Genomic DNA, 15,139 nt, shown 5'->3' with positions numbered 1-15,139 from the left:
CGCGCGCGAGCCCGCGGTAGGGTCGTGCGCGTCCCCGACGCACCTGCATCGGATAACCGAGCAAAGAGACATGGCAACAGTTAACCTGGAGCGTAGATCCGAGATTGGGCAGCAGCGCCGCGAGCGCACGCGGCAGCGGCTGATCGACGCCGCGGCGGAGTTATTCGCAAAGGACGGCTTCGATGCTGTCACGACCGACCACATCATCGCGGCGGCCCAAGTTGCGCGAGGCACGTTCTACAACCACTTCGATACGAAGGAAGCGCTGCTGCTCGCCATGGGCCGCGATTTCTTCGATGGCTATGAAGCGGCGATTCTCGAGGCAACACGCGAGGTCGATGATCCGCTCGAGCGCATCGCCATTCGCGTACGGACCATGTATCAGCGCGCAGTCGACTCGCCCTTGTATGGCTGGCTGATGGTGCGGCTGCTGCCGCTCGGTCCGGTTGGCACGCGCAACCGGCAGCACCTCGAGGCGGACCTGTTGGCGACGCGCGAGCGCGGTGACGCGACCTTCGCGTCGTTGCAGGTCGCGGTCGATCTGGTGCAAGGCCCATTGACCATCTGCGTCCGCAACGCGCTGCTGGGTGGCCACGGCTATCCGATCGACGAATTGATCGCGTCGATCCTGCGAGGCATCGGTGCTGCACCGGAGCGTGCGGTGCGCGTCGCGACCGGACGGTGAAGCGTCGGGGTGCGAGGCTTTTGTGGCCTTTAATGAAAAGGACCGGCCGGATTAATGCCGCATGCATGAATCGAGAATAAAACAGGCATTTCTTCCTTTTTCATACTACGAATCATCATCTATTATTTTTACCACTCCTGGAGCGGCCGATTTAAAACGCAGTTTCCTGGCGGAGAATCCAGGCGGATCACGTTTCCCTTAAAAAACAGCCATCGCGGCATTCCACGGCCCCATGGATAGAAACGCGCAGATGCCTATACTGAAATGCGTCTGGACAGTGGCCGCTACGATTTTGGAGGCAATGACCCCGTCAAAAAACCTGGCCCAGGGGGACGCTGCGGACCCGCTTGTGGTGGCGCCCAGTGCGACCCCGTTTAGGAATGTGACCCCATCCGAGTCCCCCGTCCGGCGTGCCCAACCATCGCGAGGTTCGATCATGCCCAGACTGCACAGCAAGCCGACAGGTCTGCCTGTCGTCAACGATAGGGCCGCAGCCATCGACATTGGATCCCGGTTCCATGTCGTTGCAGTGCCACCAGACCTGTGCGACGAGCCGGTACAGACTTTCCAGGCCTTCACCGCCGACCTTCAACGTATGGCCGATTGGCTCGTGTCGCTGGGGATCAAAACCGTGGCGATGGAATCGACCGGCGTCTACTGGATTCCGGCCTACGAAATACTCGAGGCCCGGGGTCTCGAGGTAATCGTGGCCAACGCACGCGAATCCCGCGCCGTGCCAGGTCGCAAGAGCGACGTCAACGACGCGCAGTGGCTGCAGCGGCTCCATGCCTGCGGCCTGTTGCGCCCAAGCTTCAGACCCAACGGTGACATTGCCGCCCTGCGGGCCTATCTGCGGCTTCGGGAGCGACATCTGGACTACGCGGCTGCACACATCCAGCATATGCAGAAGGCGCTGACCTTCATGAACCTTCAACTGCACCATGTCGTCACCGACGTGACGGGAGCCACAGGGATGCGCATCATCCGCGCCATCGTGGCCGGCGAGCGTGATCCCGGCGTGCTGGCTGCAATGCGTGACCGCAACTGCAAGTCCAGCGTCGAGACGATCCGGGCCGCCCGGTGGGAAACTACCTGCCCGAACACACCTTCGCGCTGCAACAGGCCCTGGCACTGTATGACTTCTATCAGGCCCGCGTCGACGAATGCGATGCACAGATCGAGCGCACGCTGGCCATGCTTACTGCCGACAAGCCTCTCCCGCGAGAGCCATTGGCGAAGGCGCGCAACCGGGCCCAACAGCCCAACGCGCTGAGCTTCGACGTGCGTAGTCTCATGTACCAGCTCGCTGGCGTCGATCTCACCCAGATCCACGGAATCGGCCCCTACCTGGCTGTGCGTCTCGTCGCCGAATGCGGCACCGATCTCGGCCGATGGCCGACTGCCAAGCACTTTACCTCCTGGCTGACCCTGTCGCCAGGGTGCAAGGTGAGCGGCGGCAAAGTCCTGTCGTCACATACGCGCAAGACAACCAATCGGGTGGCCGCCCTGCTGCGCCTGGCTGCCGTCACGGTGGGCAAGACCAGCACGGCGCTGGGCGCGTTCTATCGTCGGCTGGCCGCGCGTATTGGCAAGGCCAAGGCCGTCACCGCCACGGCGCGCAAGATCGCCGTGCTGTTCTACAACGCCATGCGCTTCGGCATGCAATACGTCGACCCCGGAGCCGACCACTACGAACAGCGCTACAAGGAGCGCGTCATCAAGCAGTTGCACAGGCGGGCAGCTGAGTTCGGCCTCTGCCTCCAACCCACCGGGGGCGTTTCTTAGGAATCAGAAGACTGTCCGAACGAGCGAGGCCACCTCTAACCCACCACACGGGAGTTCTTGTAATGCGACTCAAGGTCTTTACCTGGAACATGCAACGAGGCGGTTCGATAGGGACACCCAGGAGCGCTACACAAAAGGAACGATACGACGCACGCAAGAAAATTTTGCTGGCCTTGTGTAAATGGGGCGATGTCGGATTCATCACCGAGGCCGGCAAAGACCTGGTCGCAGCGGTTACGACGCCCAACCATACGTCCGCGCAGCTTCCGATGGGCTACGGATGGTGGAATTGCTCCCAGAAAGCGGATGGTCAGAAAGGAAAGAACGATTGCAAGAACCTGCTTTTCTCCAAGCGCATTCTCAGGAATAAGGAAGTCAATTTCCGGTCCGGTGCGGACGATTGCTATCGCTTTCCAGCCGCCGGCTATTTCGATGACCCGGGCGATGGGGCCCGGGTGCTCCTCATCACGCTGCATGCCACGTCTGGCGGAGGAGGGGGCGTCAACTCGAACGAGCTGCTCGATCATCTCGATGAGACGCCGCGGATGCGGCACCGTGCAGACGTGGTGCTGGTGGGGGGGGACATGAATTGCAACCACCGTCATTTCGCCATGCCCACCGACAATACTCACCAATCGGGCAGCAAGCTCGACGGATTCGTCTACGAGGTGTACGACGACAATGACGCGAATTTCGTGGTCAGGATTGAGCAGCCTGAAGTGGCGACGTTTGCTGGTAACGCCAGGCTGGTCGAGACCGGGGACCCGCTAGGCTATTTCCTGAAGAAGGGCACCACCTGGGTACGGGTTTCCGATCATGCGCCAGTGCTCGCCGAGGTCGAGATCGCCCTCTCCAAGAAGCGAAAGCGTGTCGACTCGGATGACGAGAGCGATTAGGCTGCCCCAAAACCGCTCAACGCAACCGGCCGCTCCTGCGCAAGGGTGGCCGGCTGCAGCTTCCAGTTTGTGATCGGGTTCGGATTGACGGCGCTACGCACGCGTTGCGCCGTCATGTGCAAGAATCGCCGCCAGGGTTCGCAGCAAAAAAACAAGCGGCCGATTCCGTATCAGCAGACGAGGAGCAGACCATCGTGATTCAGCGTATTTCTCATTTCTTTACGGGCGTGGTGCATCGGATCTTGCCCGACCCGCTCATCTTCGCCATTCTCCTGACCGTCGTGACCTTCGTGCTGGCGTTCGCGCTCACGCCGCAGCCGCCCGAAGCGCTGATCCTGATGTGGGGTTCGGGGTTCTGGAACCTGCTCGCGTTCGCCATGCAGATGGTCCTGATCCTCGTGACCGGCCACGCGCTGGCCAGCTCCGTGCCGGTCAAGCGCATGCTGGTTGCGCTGGCGAGCTGCGCGCGCACGCCGGGCCAGGGCGTGATGCTCGTTGCCTTCGTGGGGGCGGTTGCTTGTGCGATCAACTGGGGGTTCGGCCTCGTGCTCGGCGCGATGTTCTCGCGCGAAGTGGCGCGGCGCGTGCGTGGCGCGGACTACCGGCTGCTCGTCGCCGCTGCGTACATGGGCTTTCTCACCTGGCACGGCGGGCTCTCCGGCTCCGTGCCGCTCGTGGCGGCCACGAAGGGCAACCCGATGGAAAAGGCCGTTGGCCTGATCCCGGTCTCGCACACCATTTTCACGGGCTATAACGCGTTCATCACGATCGGCCTGATCGTGCTGCTGCCGATTCTCGTGCGCCTCATGATGCCGAAGCCCGAAGACGTCGTCTCGGTCGACCCGGCGCTGCTCGAAGATCCGCCGAGCGTCGAGCGCAAGCTCGGCCCCGACGCGACCTTCGCCGAGCGCATCGAGGAAAGCCGCGCGCTCTCGCTGCTGGTGGCGGCGCTGTGCTTCGTGTTCCTTGGCTTGCGCTTTCACGCCAAGGGCTTCGCGCTCGACATCGACACCGTGAACCTCGTGTTCCTGGCCGCGGGCATCGTGCTGCACAAGACGCCGATGGCCTACGCGCGCGCCGTGGGCGCCGCCGCCAAGGGCGCCGCCGGCATCTTGATCCAGTTTCCGTTCTACGCGGGCATTCAGGCGCTCATGGACCACTCGGGTCTTGCGGGTGTCATCACGAAGTGGTTCGTCGATATCGCGAACGTCCACACGTTCCCGCTGCTCGTGTTCTTGAGCTCGGCGTTGATCAACTTCGCGGTGCCTTCGGGCGGGGGCCACTGGGTCGTGCAAGGGCCGTTCGTGATGCCGGCGGCGCAGGCGCTGGGCGCGGACCTCGGCAAATCGGCCATGGCGATCGCCTATGGCGAAGCGTGGACCAACATGGCGCAGCCGTTCTGGGCGCTGCCCGCGCTCGCGATCGCGGGCCTCGGCGTGCGCGACATCATGGGCTACTGCGTGACCACCTTGCTGTTCTCGGGGGTGGTGTTCGTCGCGGGGATGTATCTCTTCTGAGCGTTCGGGTTTTACGCGCCTTCACACCCCTGGTGAGCAGCCGCACGTCACTGCGGCAGAGTCTTCAGCTCCGGGCAAAGCGCGTGAATGCGCGCGTCGAGGCTTGCGCGCGACGGCACGGCGCGTCCGGCGCCGGCGAACGCCTGCCGGATGTCGGCCGCATGCTGGCTCACGGACCAGCAGGCCGCGACACGCAGCAATTCGACCTGGCATGGATCGTTTAGAACGTAGTCGGTCGGCAGGTTGCGCACGTCCTTGAGCAGCGTGGCATGCGTCCAGGTGTGCTGGCACACTCCGCCTCGCGCAACCGGATCGGGGGTCGTGACATTGATCGTGAGGCTGTCCGCGTCGATGTCGGTATGCTTCAACGAAACGATCGTGACGCGCGAGAGCAGGTCGCCCGTGGGCGGCGAGGCGACCTTGTTGTGCTTGTCCGGCTGCACGCGATTGCGCGCGAGGGCCCACAGGTCGCCCCGATACAGGATCGCACGCTCCTCCTGGATATCCGGGAGCCGTCCCGGATCCGCGGCGAGCGTCGTGAGCGGACGGCGGCTATCCGCAATCGCGGCGCCGTCGGCATCGAAGGGCTTGCTCGCGTCGATCTCGACGATCAGGGCCGTGCGGCGCGGCATGTCCGGCGCCACGATCAGCTTGTGCAGAAAGAGCTGCGTGAGCGATTCGATGCCGCTGTTGTCGGTGATGCCGCCGTCGATGAAATGCAGATAGCCTTGATCGCCGCTGATGCGATAGGCCACCGGCCCGACCACGGCGGGAAAGGCGCCGGAAAGCGCTACCGCCTGCGCGAGATGGACCGTGCCGGATTCGACCGTCTGGCCGTCGTTGCCGATCCAGTCGAAGCCTTCGGGCGTCAGGGCATCGGCGGGATCGCAGGTGGTCAGCGTGCCGAGCTCGCTGGCCCGCAGATGCTGGCCTTCGGGCTTGAGCACGTCCTGAATCAGCTTGCGGGTGTCGACGCAGAAGCTGCTTCGCGGGATCGTGGTCATGACGAAGCGGTGGCCCGTGTCGTAGTGCGTGGTGTTGAAAATCAGGTAGGGGTGGTGCTGGCCGGACTCCATCGCATCCAGATCGGAAAACGTGTGGTCATGCAGAAAGGCCGCGTCGATCGCACTCGAGAGCCGCTGGGCATTCGAGGCGCTGAACGCCGACCCCTCGCCGCCCACCAGCGCGTCGCGCCGCCAGTCGTGATTCATCATGACGTGCCAGTCCGCAAAGAAGGCGGCGATGTGCTGTGCGGCTTGCAGGTCCGCCTCGCCGGGATTCGGCTTCACCAGCACATCGAAGTCCTGCGGCGCGGCAACGGGATACCCGACGCCGAAGTACGCACTTGCGAAGCCCCCGCCCGATACGCTGGACAGATAGTCGATGGTCCCGAGAAAGCTCTGGACGCCGGTGCCGGACGGCGAGCCGACCGCCAGCGACCCGAACAGCTCGAGCACGTAGGACGCGAAAATCGCCGAGCGGTTGCCGCCGCCCGAAATTCCCACGCCCACAAGGGGATCCGCCGCGGCGGAGGCATGCGCGACGCCCGCATCGTCGGTGGCGCTGTAGTGCGTGAGGCCCGGCGTGAGCTCCGGTGTGCCGCATCCCGAGACCAGCGCGCTCAGGATGCCCGCGAGTCCCGCCCATTGCTGCAGCCGCCGGTACGCATTCATGGCTGCTCTCCATTCGCCTGCACGCTTGCGGACGGCGCGCCGCCGCAGAACGCCATCACCTGCTGCACCGCCTTGCGCGTGGTGACACCTGCGAAGGTCTCGATCAGCGCGGCGACCGTTTCGTTGTTCAGTGCGGCCCAGCCGCCGCCGCGAATCGCAGCGCCTACGCCTGTCGTCACGAGGGCCTGGGTCGTATTGCCGACCATATCGATCCGGGCCAGCGTGCCATCGAGTTGCGGCGCTGGCGTGCATTCGCTGGCCGCATAGAGCCCGCTCGCGCACGCGGTCGACGTACTGAGCGCCTGTGGATGCGGACCGTTGGCGTCGAACAGGGCTTCGATGAGCACCTGCACCATCTGTGGTCCGAACGTGCCCACGGGCGGCGCCGTGAACGCAGGACGCCACGGCTGCGCCGACGATGTATCGCCCCAGGCGATGGTGACGCCGCTGAACTGCACGCTCTGGCCGAACAGCGTGACGAAGCTGGCGGTGCCGGGCGCCGGCGACGATGCGCAGCCGCCTGGGAGCTTCTTGCAGACCGCCGCGACGGTGGCGCTCAACTGTTTGGCCGCGTCGTCGGGCAGGGGGGTGTTGAGGCGGCTCTTGACGGTGTTGACGACATCGGTTTCGAGCGATTGCTCGTTGACCTTCAACTGGATGAACTGGTTGTCGCGAAAGTAGGCATCGAAGTAGGTCGCCAGGAAGTCCGAGGCATTGAAGATCGCCACCAGCGCGATCAATTGCGGCGACTCCATGGCCGCTGCGTTCCCCTGGGGCAAGGTTTCGAGGATTTGCCGGGCGGCGAGCAGCGTCGCGAGACGGAAGGGCTCCAGCCCGGCTAGCTGCTGCAATGAGGGCAACAGCTCCTGCTTGTCTGTCGTGCTGAACGGGGTGGTTGCACCGCCGGCTTGATTCGAAAGCAGCGTCGCTTTCTTCTCGTTCACGAAGCTGATCAGGTTCAGCGTTGCGCTCGTTGCTTTCGACGCCGCAGAGTCGTCGTGTTGCCCGCAGCTTGCCTGCGCGATGGGCTCGGGCAAAGCGGGCAGGACCTCCGTGGCCAGCCATGGAATGCGTGCGGCGAGGATGGACTCGACGCTGCCGGGCTTCGCCGACTTTAGCTGGGCCAGTGTTTGCCCCAGCGTACTGATGCACGCGGAGTCGTGATTGACGAGGCGCGTTGCCGAGAGGTGCAGGATGGGCGAGCCGATCTTGTGCTCGGTGAGCTCGATGCCGAATGCGGCGCCCTCGGCCTTGACGGTCGGATCGAGCGCCACGGGTGTGGCCGTGCGCACGCGCTCGAACGTGGCAGTCAGCACGTCTGCGGCGCTGCCATGCTCAAGCGGCGAAGTCCGAAGGGGGCAGGAGGGCGCCACCGTGTTGACGAACGCAGTAGACGCTGCCGGGTGCGTGCCGGGCAGTCCGGCCGCACAGGCCGAGAGCAGCAAGGGCAGCAGGGCAGAAGACGTCAAGCGGAACGGAAAGGGCAGTATGCGACACATTCTCTTGTCTCCCCACGACCAGGAAAGGCGCGTTTCGATTTTGTAAAAATCCGGGATTGAAGAACGTTTATTTTGGATAACTAATCTAATACGTTTGATGACGTTGTTGAAACGAAAACTTAAAGAAATCTGGAATCCGCATTCTTCATTCTTTTTAGCAAAATAGATTGCGGTAGCAGGCAACTAAACTCACGTTAACCCTTGTCGATCCGAATGGCACACTCGAGACAGGCTTGCGTGTCTCATGGCGATCAAGTTCGGCGATCCGTCCATTCACACGGTGGATGACATGGTCCTGCAGCACTGGCTATGGCGTCGTCGCGATTGCAACCCAGGCAATGGCATTTGCCTGGCGCAAATCTCCTTTGTGCGTTCGCGCACATACGCAGCCTTTCTCCAGGATTTAACTGAGGATTCTGGTAACGATAACAATAAGGTATCAAAACATTTAGACAAAAAAGCGGAGAGAGACAATGGCCACGCCGCATACCGCCCAGCATGACAAGAACACGCCACTGATCGGTTTCGAACAAGTCCGCGATCAGGAGCGTGAAGCGATCCGCCGCGGCCAAAATGCGGGCGGCTCGCCGGCCCATGCCGACACCGACTTCGTCGGGCTCGCACTCTCGGGCGGCGGTATTCGTTCAGCAACGTTTTGCCTGGGCGTCATTCAGGCGCTTGCAAAAGGCGGCAAGCTCGTCGAGTTCGATTATCTGTCCACCGTCTCGGGCGGCGGCTATATCGGCTCGTGGCTGACGGCATGGATTCATCGCAAAGGCCTGAGCTATGTCGACAACGCGCTGAAATCGCAGTCGCTACGCACGGACGGCTATGTCGAGGCGCCGGAAGTGACCTGGCTGCGTCAGTACAGCAACTATCTAGCCCCCCAGCTAGGCGCGCTTTCCGCGGATTCCATGACGCTCGTTGCCACCTGGTGCCGCAACGTCATGCTCAACCTCATCGCGCTCGTGTCGTTCCTCGCCGTGTGCTTTCTGCTGCCACGGCTTCTGCTCGTGCCCACGATCACGGCGATGCATTCCCTGTGGCTCGAAGTCGGCTATGCGGCGTCGTGGACGGGCTTTTTCCTCTTTCCGCTCGGCATTGCGTTTCAGCTATCCAGGGCGATGAGCGACGACCGCGCAGGCAAGGTCGAACTCATGAATACGACCTGGGGCGTGCTGCTGCTGGTGATCTTTCCCGGACTGCTGACCGCGCTTCTCGGCAGCATGTATCTGTTCGCGCCGCGCGGGATCGAAGCCTCCTCGTTGATTCAGATGGCCGCCGGCGCCATCGTCCTGCTTCTGCTCTCCGGAATCCTGTGGCTCGGCTATGAACTCGCGGAAGGGCATACCCCAAGCCAGTTGTTCCCCGAAGCGCTCGCGTTTCTGCTCGCGTACGTGGTGGCGATCGCCATTGGCGTGGTCCTCGTCTCCGCGAATTACCACGCATTTAAATGCTTCATTCCCGATCCCAATCCCAATCCGAATCCCGAGATCGCCCCGCCGGCGGGGCACATCATGCTGCCCGACGTCATGCAAGCCGCCGCGCTGCTCTGCTTCGGTCCGCCCATGCTGCTCGTGACATTCGGGGTGGTGGGCTCGGTAATCGTCGGGCTTGTCGGCATGGCTTATTTCGAGCAGACGCGCGAGTGGTGGTCGAGAATGAATGCGTGGTTTGCCATTCTGGGTGTCGTCTGGCTCGGGCTATTCGGTCTCGCGTTTTATGCCGTGCCCATCGTGATGTGGGCCGTACGCGCGAGCGGCCCCTGGATCTCGGCGGTGCTCGGGGCAAGCTGGGTTGGCAGCCTGCTCTCCACCTTGCTGGTGCCGCGCGCGAGCAAGGCGGAGCGGGGATTCGGGAAGGTCGCCCGCGAACTGGCGCTCGACGTCGCGCTAGGCGTCGTTGTGGCGGGCTTGCTCATCGGCGTTGCCGCCGGCGTCGGGGCGACGGTGGAGCTGGCGGCCAGGCCGTCCGTCCCACCGCCTGATACGAAGCTGCAGCCCATCGTTGCCGGCACCGATGCGCATCGCAAGACGGCAGCGGCCGGCGGGAACTCCACGCAAGACAATCCATCCATCTTTACCGAGGCGCTACGCGAGAGCCTCGCGCGTCAGACCGATGCGCTCAATACCGGTGATCTGCTACGGCGCTTCGGGTCCACTCCAGCCGGGAGCCAATCAGCGAACTCGAACATGCTCGATGTCGATCTGAGCGTGTTCATTCTGCTGTTGTGCGGGACTATCCTGCTGATCTTCGGCATACGGGTCGACGTCAACAAGTTCTCGCTGCACAACCTCTACAAGAACCGGCTGGTGCGCTGCTATCTGGGCGCGAGCCGGTACGACGAGCGCAAACCGCATCCGTTCACGGGCTTCGACGAAGAGGACGACGTTGCGCTCGTCGCACTCCAGAAAGCCGGGAACGGAGCGCAAGCGCCCGTACGGCCGGTCCACATCCTCAATGCGGCGATCAATATCACCCACGGCGCCAATCTCGCGTGGCAGGAGCGCAAGGCCGCGTCGTTCACCTTCTCGCCGTGGCATTGCGGCTTCACGCTCGGGCCGAGCACCGGCGACGCCGACAGCGCCTCGGCCCTGAGCGCTGATTCGCGCAGAACAGGCGGCTATCGCGAGGCAGGCGAATGGGCGTCGCGCCAGGACGAGCAGAAGCAGTTCACGCTCGGCATGGCCATGGCGACTTCCGGCGCGGCGGTCAGCGCGATCCAGGGCAAGGGCAGCAAACCCGCGCTGGCCTTCATTGCAACCATCTTCAACGCGAGGCTCGGGCGCTGGTCGCCCAATCCGCTCTGGCGCCGCGGGTGGCGCCGCTCGAGCCCGCGCTTCGGCCTGATCTGGCTGCTGCAGGAGTTGTTCGGTTACGCCACCGAAGTCAGCAACTATGTCTACCTCTCGGACGGCGGGCACTTCGACAACACGGGCATTTATGAACTGGTGCGGCGGCGCTGCATGAAGATCGTTGCCGTCGACGCCACCGCGGACGGCGAACGCGCGATGGCCGACCTCGCCAACGTGGTTCGCAAATGCCGGGTGGACTTTGGCGTGAACATCGAAATCGATATCGCGCGCCTTGGGACCGCCCGCGATCGGCAATCGAAAAGTATGGGCTTCGTGGTTGGCAAGATCAACTATCCCCCCTTGCCCAATGAAAAAAATAACACCGATGGACAGCATAACGCCGATGGACGGCATAACACCGATGGACAGCTCGTCGTCATCAAGCCGACGCTGGTCCGGCTATCCTCCCTGGGCGTCGACGTCTACGGGTATTCGCGTTCGCGCGATGCGTTTCCCCATCAATCGACGGTCGATCAGTTTTTCTCCGAAAGCCAGTTCGAGAGTTATCGGGAACTCGGCGAACGGATTGCCACGCATTGCCTCAATGATGCCGACTTCCCCCCGTTGCGCCAGCCGCCGGGGCGGAGACGACCATGAAGCGGTTTGTGGACGCGCTGTGGCGCCGGTGGCGTGACAAGAGCTTCGCAGAGGTGCTGCGGGTCTGGTTGCGCCAGTACTGGATTCCGATCCTGGGTGTCTCGGCGCTTTTGCTGACCATCGTGCTGTCGCTGCTCACCACCCGGTGGTTCTCGACAAGTCTTTGGGACTGCCTGGGAGAATCGCTTTACTTGCTCTCGCCAGACGGCGATGCCTGCCGCGTGGCGCTCGGGAAGATGGTGAGCGTGACGGCGTCCGGCGCAGCGCATACGGGTTCTACCGCGACGATTCAGAGCCTGCTGGTGTGGGTGGACAATCTCCTCGTCGACATGTACGCGCTTTTCTTCCTGGCTTCGGCGGGCGCCGCGTACAAGCGGCTGACGACAGTGAGCACGGATCCGGTCGTGGCCTGGCGCGCAGCGATTTCCGCCACGACGGTCCTGGTGTTGCTGGGTGCGCTCGCCGCGCACGCGGAGAACTTCTGGCTGCTCGCCAAGCTGACGCCGCAATCAGACATGGCGTCGTCGAAGGTTGGACTTGACGCCGTCACCCGATTGGCGGCGTACCGCTACCGCTTTCTCCTCGCCGACCTTCTCGTGATCACGGCCTGGTGGCTAGCCGTACTGCATCGCGAACAGCGGATGAAGGAACGCAAAGACACTATCGTGGCCATCCTGCGGGACGCGGACGAGCAGCGGCTCGTGGACCTCGTGCAGGTCCAGACGCTTGCGGCACTCGACAGTATCACCCTGGGCTCGGTGCCGATCGGGCGGTGCCCCGCCAGGCTCTGGCAGGGCGTGTTCTACTATCAATTCGTGTACGGCGTCCCGACCAACGGCATCTTTCGTCGCAGCTTCTCGCGGCACGCCATCTCCGAATGGAAGAAACTGCTCTGGGAATCCGACGAGAGCGAAACCGACGAACGGGAGAAGAAGATTCAGATGTACAAAGACGAGATCACCCGCTATCTCGACTACTTCGCGCAGATCGGCATGATCGCACCGAACGGCGGCCGCTATGAGGTCACCTGGTCGACGCTGCCGCCGCCGAACCGGCCGGCGGTTGCGATGGACGCCGAAGCGCCGGTGGATGGAGACGGTTGATACGACTCCATGTATCAATCGATGATCGTTTTTTCACTTTCTCTAAATCAACGCTCATGGGGCGCGTTGAAGTGGTCCACCAGCGCAGTGAGCAAATCGATCGGCAATGGAAACACGATGGTCGAATTCTTGTCGGCGGCGATGGTGGTGAGCGTCTGCAAATAGCGCAGCTGCATGGCCTGCGGTTGCAGCGCGAGGCGCTGGGCGGCCTGCAGCAATTTTTCGGATGCCTGAAGTTCGCCCTCGGCATGAATCACCTTCGCGCGGCGCTCGCGCTCCGCCTCGGCCTGGCGCGCAATGGCGCGGATCATCGTCTCGTTGAGGTCCACGTGCTTGATCTCGACAGTGGAGACCTTGATGCCCCAGGCGTCGGTCTGCGCGTCGAGCGTCTTCTGGATATCGGCATTCAACTGGTCGCGCTCCGCGAGCAGCGTGTCGAGCTCATGCTTGCCGAGCACCGCGCGCAGCGTGGTCTGCGCGAGCTGGCTGGTTGCTTCGAAGAATTTGGCGACCTGAATCACGGCCTTTTCCGGATCGACCACGCGAAAGTAGACCACGGCGTTGACCTTCACGGAGACGTTGTCGCGTGTGATCACGTCCTGAGAGGGCACGTCGAAGACGACCGTGCGCAGGTCGATGCGCACCGCCTGCTGCACGACCGGGATGATGAGCACGAGCCCCGGCCCCTTGACCTTCCAGAAACGGCCGAGCATGAACACCACGCCGCGCTCGTACTCCCGGAAGATGCGGATGGCCGAGAAGGCGAGCAGGATGGCCGCCACCAGCAAGATGCTCGTGAAACCGAAGGTGTAGCCGATCATGGATGACCTCCCTGATGCGCTTCGCGCGCTTGTTGTTCGTTTGCCGTTTTTCTGCCCCATCGGCCGCGCTTGACCGGCGGCGGCGGCGCGTCCTCGATGGGCGAGACGCTCAGCACCAGGCCCTCGCGTGCCGTCACGCGCACGCGGCTGCCCGCGGCGAGCGGCACGGCGCAGGCCACGTGCCAGCGCTCGCCGCGCACGAGTGCCCAACCGGAGGCCAAAGCCGAGGCTGTAGCGGCCTGGCTGGCGGCGCCGGACGGCTGGGCGAGCGCTGCGGCGGCGGTCGGGCGCTCGGGCTTCAGGCCATCGTCGATGACCTGGCCGATGCTGCCGACCATGGCTTCCGAGCCGGTTACCACGGGGCGCCGCCGCGCGCGCAGCGCGACGCTCGAGACGACCGCGACGAACGCCGCGCCACCGAGCGCGAGACCCGCGACCAGCGGCACCGGAATGCCGTAGCCGGGCACGTCGGTATTGATCAGCATGAGCGCGCCAACGGCAAAGGCGACGATGCCGCCAAAGCCGAGCACGCCGAAGGTGGGCAGGAAGGCCTCGGCGACGAGGCACGCGAGCCCCAGCATCACGAGGCCGAGCCCCGCGTAGTTGATGGGCAGCAGCTGCATCGCAAACAGGCCGATCAGCAGGCAGATCCCGCCGGCCACGCCGGGCAGCACGAAGCCGGGATTCGCGAACTCGAAGAACAGCCCATAGATGCCGATCGTGAGCAGGATCAGCGCGACGTTCGGATCGGCGATGATCGAGAGGAAGTGATTGCGCCAATCTGGCGTGACATACACGAGCGGCGCATTCGCGGTGGCGAGGCGCACCGTGCCGGCCGCCGTGGTGACTTCGCGGCCGTCGAGCTTGTGCGCGAGATCGACGGGGTCCAGCGCAATGAGGTCGACCACGTGCTGGTCGAGCGCTTCGCTGGAGGACAGGCTCACCGCTTCGCGCACCGCGCGCTCGGCCCACACGGCATTGCGCGCGCGCAGTTGCGCGAGGCCGCGGATGTACGCGGCGGAGTCGTGCATGACCTTGCGGGCCTCGGTGGTGGCGTTGTCGTCGGGCCTGGCGCTTGAGGCGGCGCCTGACGTGGCGCCCGGCGCGGTGTCGGGTGCGGCGCCTGGCGCGGGCGCCGGGCCGCCGCCGCCGATCCCGAGCTGGACCGGCGAGGCGGCGCCGAGGTTGGTGCCGGGCGCCATCGCCGCGATATGGCTCGCATAGACGATGTAGGTGCCGGCACTGGCGGCGCGCGCGCCGCCAGGCGCGACGAACGTGGCCACCGGCACGGGCGAGGCGAGGATCGCCTTGATGATCTGGCGCATCGAGGTGTCGAGGCCGCCGGGGGTGTCGAGCTGGAGAATCGCGAGCTGCGCGTGTTGCTGCGCCGCATGCGCGAGCGTCCGGACGATGAAATCGGCGCTCGCGGGACCAATCGCGCCATTGACGGTCATGACGACGACCGCGCGCTGTGCCGCGAACGGCGCGCGCTGGGCCTGAGCCATGGCGTTGAGGGCCGCAACCGCGGCGCAAACGACCAGCAGCGCCGCGAATACCGCGGCGCGTGCAATCCGCGCCGGCAGCGGGTGGCGTGCGTGGCGGGCATGGGGCGGAGGCGCGTCGTGCTCCGCCGCCCGGGTGGGGCGATGAGCGCGCATCGGAACGTCCGGACGGGCATTGGCCCGATATTTAAGAGTAGGTGGTTTTG

12 protein-coding genes are annotated in these 15,139 nt (G+C 64.1%); 8 read left to right on the top strand and 4 right to left on the bottom strand.

All coding sequences use genetic code 11. The features are described 5' to 3' along the window. Window positions 1-70 precede the first annotated feature (70 nt). The 5 genes from E1956_RS30655 to E1956_RS30640 all read left to right on the top strand — a co-directional run bounded on the left by E1956_RS30655 (window position 71) and on the right by E1956_RS30640 (window position 4,883). Window positions 71-685: a TetR/AcrR family transcriptional regulator gene (locus tag E1956_RS30655; protein ID WP_134756288.1), complete on the top strand. Its 615-nt coding sequence runs from the start codon at window positions 71-73 to the stop codon at window positions 683-685. A gap of 436 nt (window positions 686-1,121) precedes the next feature. Then, window positions 1,122-1,958: an IS110 family transposase gene (locus E1956_RS47045; RefSeq protein ID WP_232072117.1), complete on the top strand. Its 837-nt coding sequence runs from the start codon at window positions 1,122-1,124 to the stop codon at window positions 1,956-1,958. 20 nt (window positions 1,959-1,978) lie between these two features. Continuing rightward, window positions 1,979-2,470, top strand: coding sequence for a transposase (locus E1956_RS47040; protein WP_232072115.1), 492 nt, complete (start codon window positions 1,979-1,981; stop codon window positions 2,468-2,470). A gap of 62 nt (window positions 2,471-2,532) precedes the next feature. After that, the gene (locus tag E1956_RS30645) at window positions 2,533-3,366 is read left to right on the top strand and encodes an endonuclease/exonuclease/phosphatase family protein (protein WP_134756286.1); all 834 of its coding nucleotides are present in this window, start codon (window positions 2,533-2,535) and stop codon (window positions 3,364-3,366) included. A gap of 194 nt (window positions 3,367-3,560) precedes the next feature. After that, a complete protein-coding gene (locus E1956_RS30640) occupies window positions 3,561-4,883 on the top strand; it encodes a TIGR00366 family protein (protein ID WP_134756285.1) in 1,323 nt (440 codons plus the stop codon). A 47-nt stretch (window positions 4,884-4,930) separates the two neighbouring features. Here E1956_RS30640 and E1956_RS46370 read toward each other — a convergent pair whose 3' ends face one another. Next, on the bottom strand, window positions 4,931-6,556 hold the full coding sequence (locus E1956_RS46370; RefSeq protein WP_167760175.1) for a patatin-like phospholipase family protein: 1,626 nt from the start codon (window positions 6,554-6,556) through the stop codon (window positions 4,931-4,933). Further along, on the bottom strand, window positions 6,553-8,055 hold the full coding sequence (locus tag E1956_RS46365; protein WP_167760174.1) for a hypothetical protein: 1,503 nt from the start codon (window positions 8,053-8,055) through the stop codon (window positions 6,553-6,555). Before E1956_RS46365 ends, E1956_RS46370 begins: the two co-directional genes overlap by 4 nt. Window positions 8,056-8,299: 244 nt before the next feature. Here E1956_RS46365 and E1956_RS30630 point away from each other — a divergent pair, with 244 nt between their 5' ends. The 3 genes from E1956_RS30630 to E1956_RS30620 are packed head-to-tail and all read left to right on the top strand — an operon-like array spanning window position 8,300 to window position 12,610. Beyond that, a complete protein-coding gene (locus tag E1956_RS30630; RefSeq protein ID WP_134756281.1) occupies window positions 8,300-8,557 on the top strand; it encodes a hypothetical protein in 258 nt (85 codons plus the stop codon). Further along, the gene (locus tag E1956_RS30625; protein WP_134756279.1) at window positions 8,529-11,507 is read left to right on the top strand and encodes a patatin-like phospholipase family protein; all 2,979 of its coding nucleotides are present in this window, start codon (window positions 8,529-8,531) and stop codon (window positions 11,505-11,507) included. The genes E1956_RS30630 and E1956_RS30625 overlap by 29 nt, the downstream gene beginning before the upstream one ends. Then, complete coding sequence (locus tag E1956_RS30620) at window positions 11,504-12,610, top strand: hypothetical protein (RefSeq protein ID WP_134756277.1); 1,107 nt, start codon at window positions 11,504-11,506, stop codon at window positions 12,608-12,610. Before E1956_RS30625 ends, E1956_RS30620 begins: the two co-directional genes overlap by 4 nt. Before the next feature lie 47 nt (window positions 12,611-12,657). On the opposite strand, the gene E1956_RS30615 is transcribed toward E1956_RS30620, so the two are convergent. Both E1956_RS30615 and E1956_RS30610 read right to left on the bottom strand, forming a co-directional pair. Then, on the bottom strand, window positions 12,658-13,431 hold the full coding sequence (locus E1956_RS30615; protein ID WP_134756275.1) for a slipin family protein: 774 nt from the start codon (window positions 13,429-13,431) through the stop codon (window positions 12,658-12,660). After that, entirely contained in the window at window positions 13,428-15,089 is a 1,662-nt protein-coding gene (locus E1956_RS30610; RefSeq protein ID WP_134756273.1) for an NfeD family protein, read from the bottom strand. Before E1956_RS30610 ends, E1956_RS30615 begins: the two co-directional genes overlap by 4 nt. Window positions 15,090-15,139 lie beyond the last annotated feature (50 nt).

The organism is Paraburkholderia pallida (assembly GCF_004524855.1).
Taxonomy (GTDB): Bacteria; Pseudomonadota; Gammaproteobacteria; order Burkholderiales; family Burkholderiaceae; genus Paraburkholderia; species Paraburkholderia oxyphila.
The sequence above is the reverse complement of the archived record's forward strand: the minus strand, read 5'-3'. Positions and strand labels throughout refer to the sequence as shown.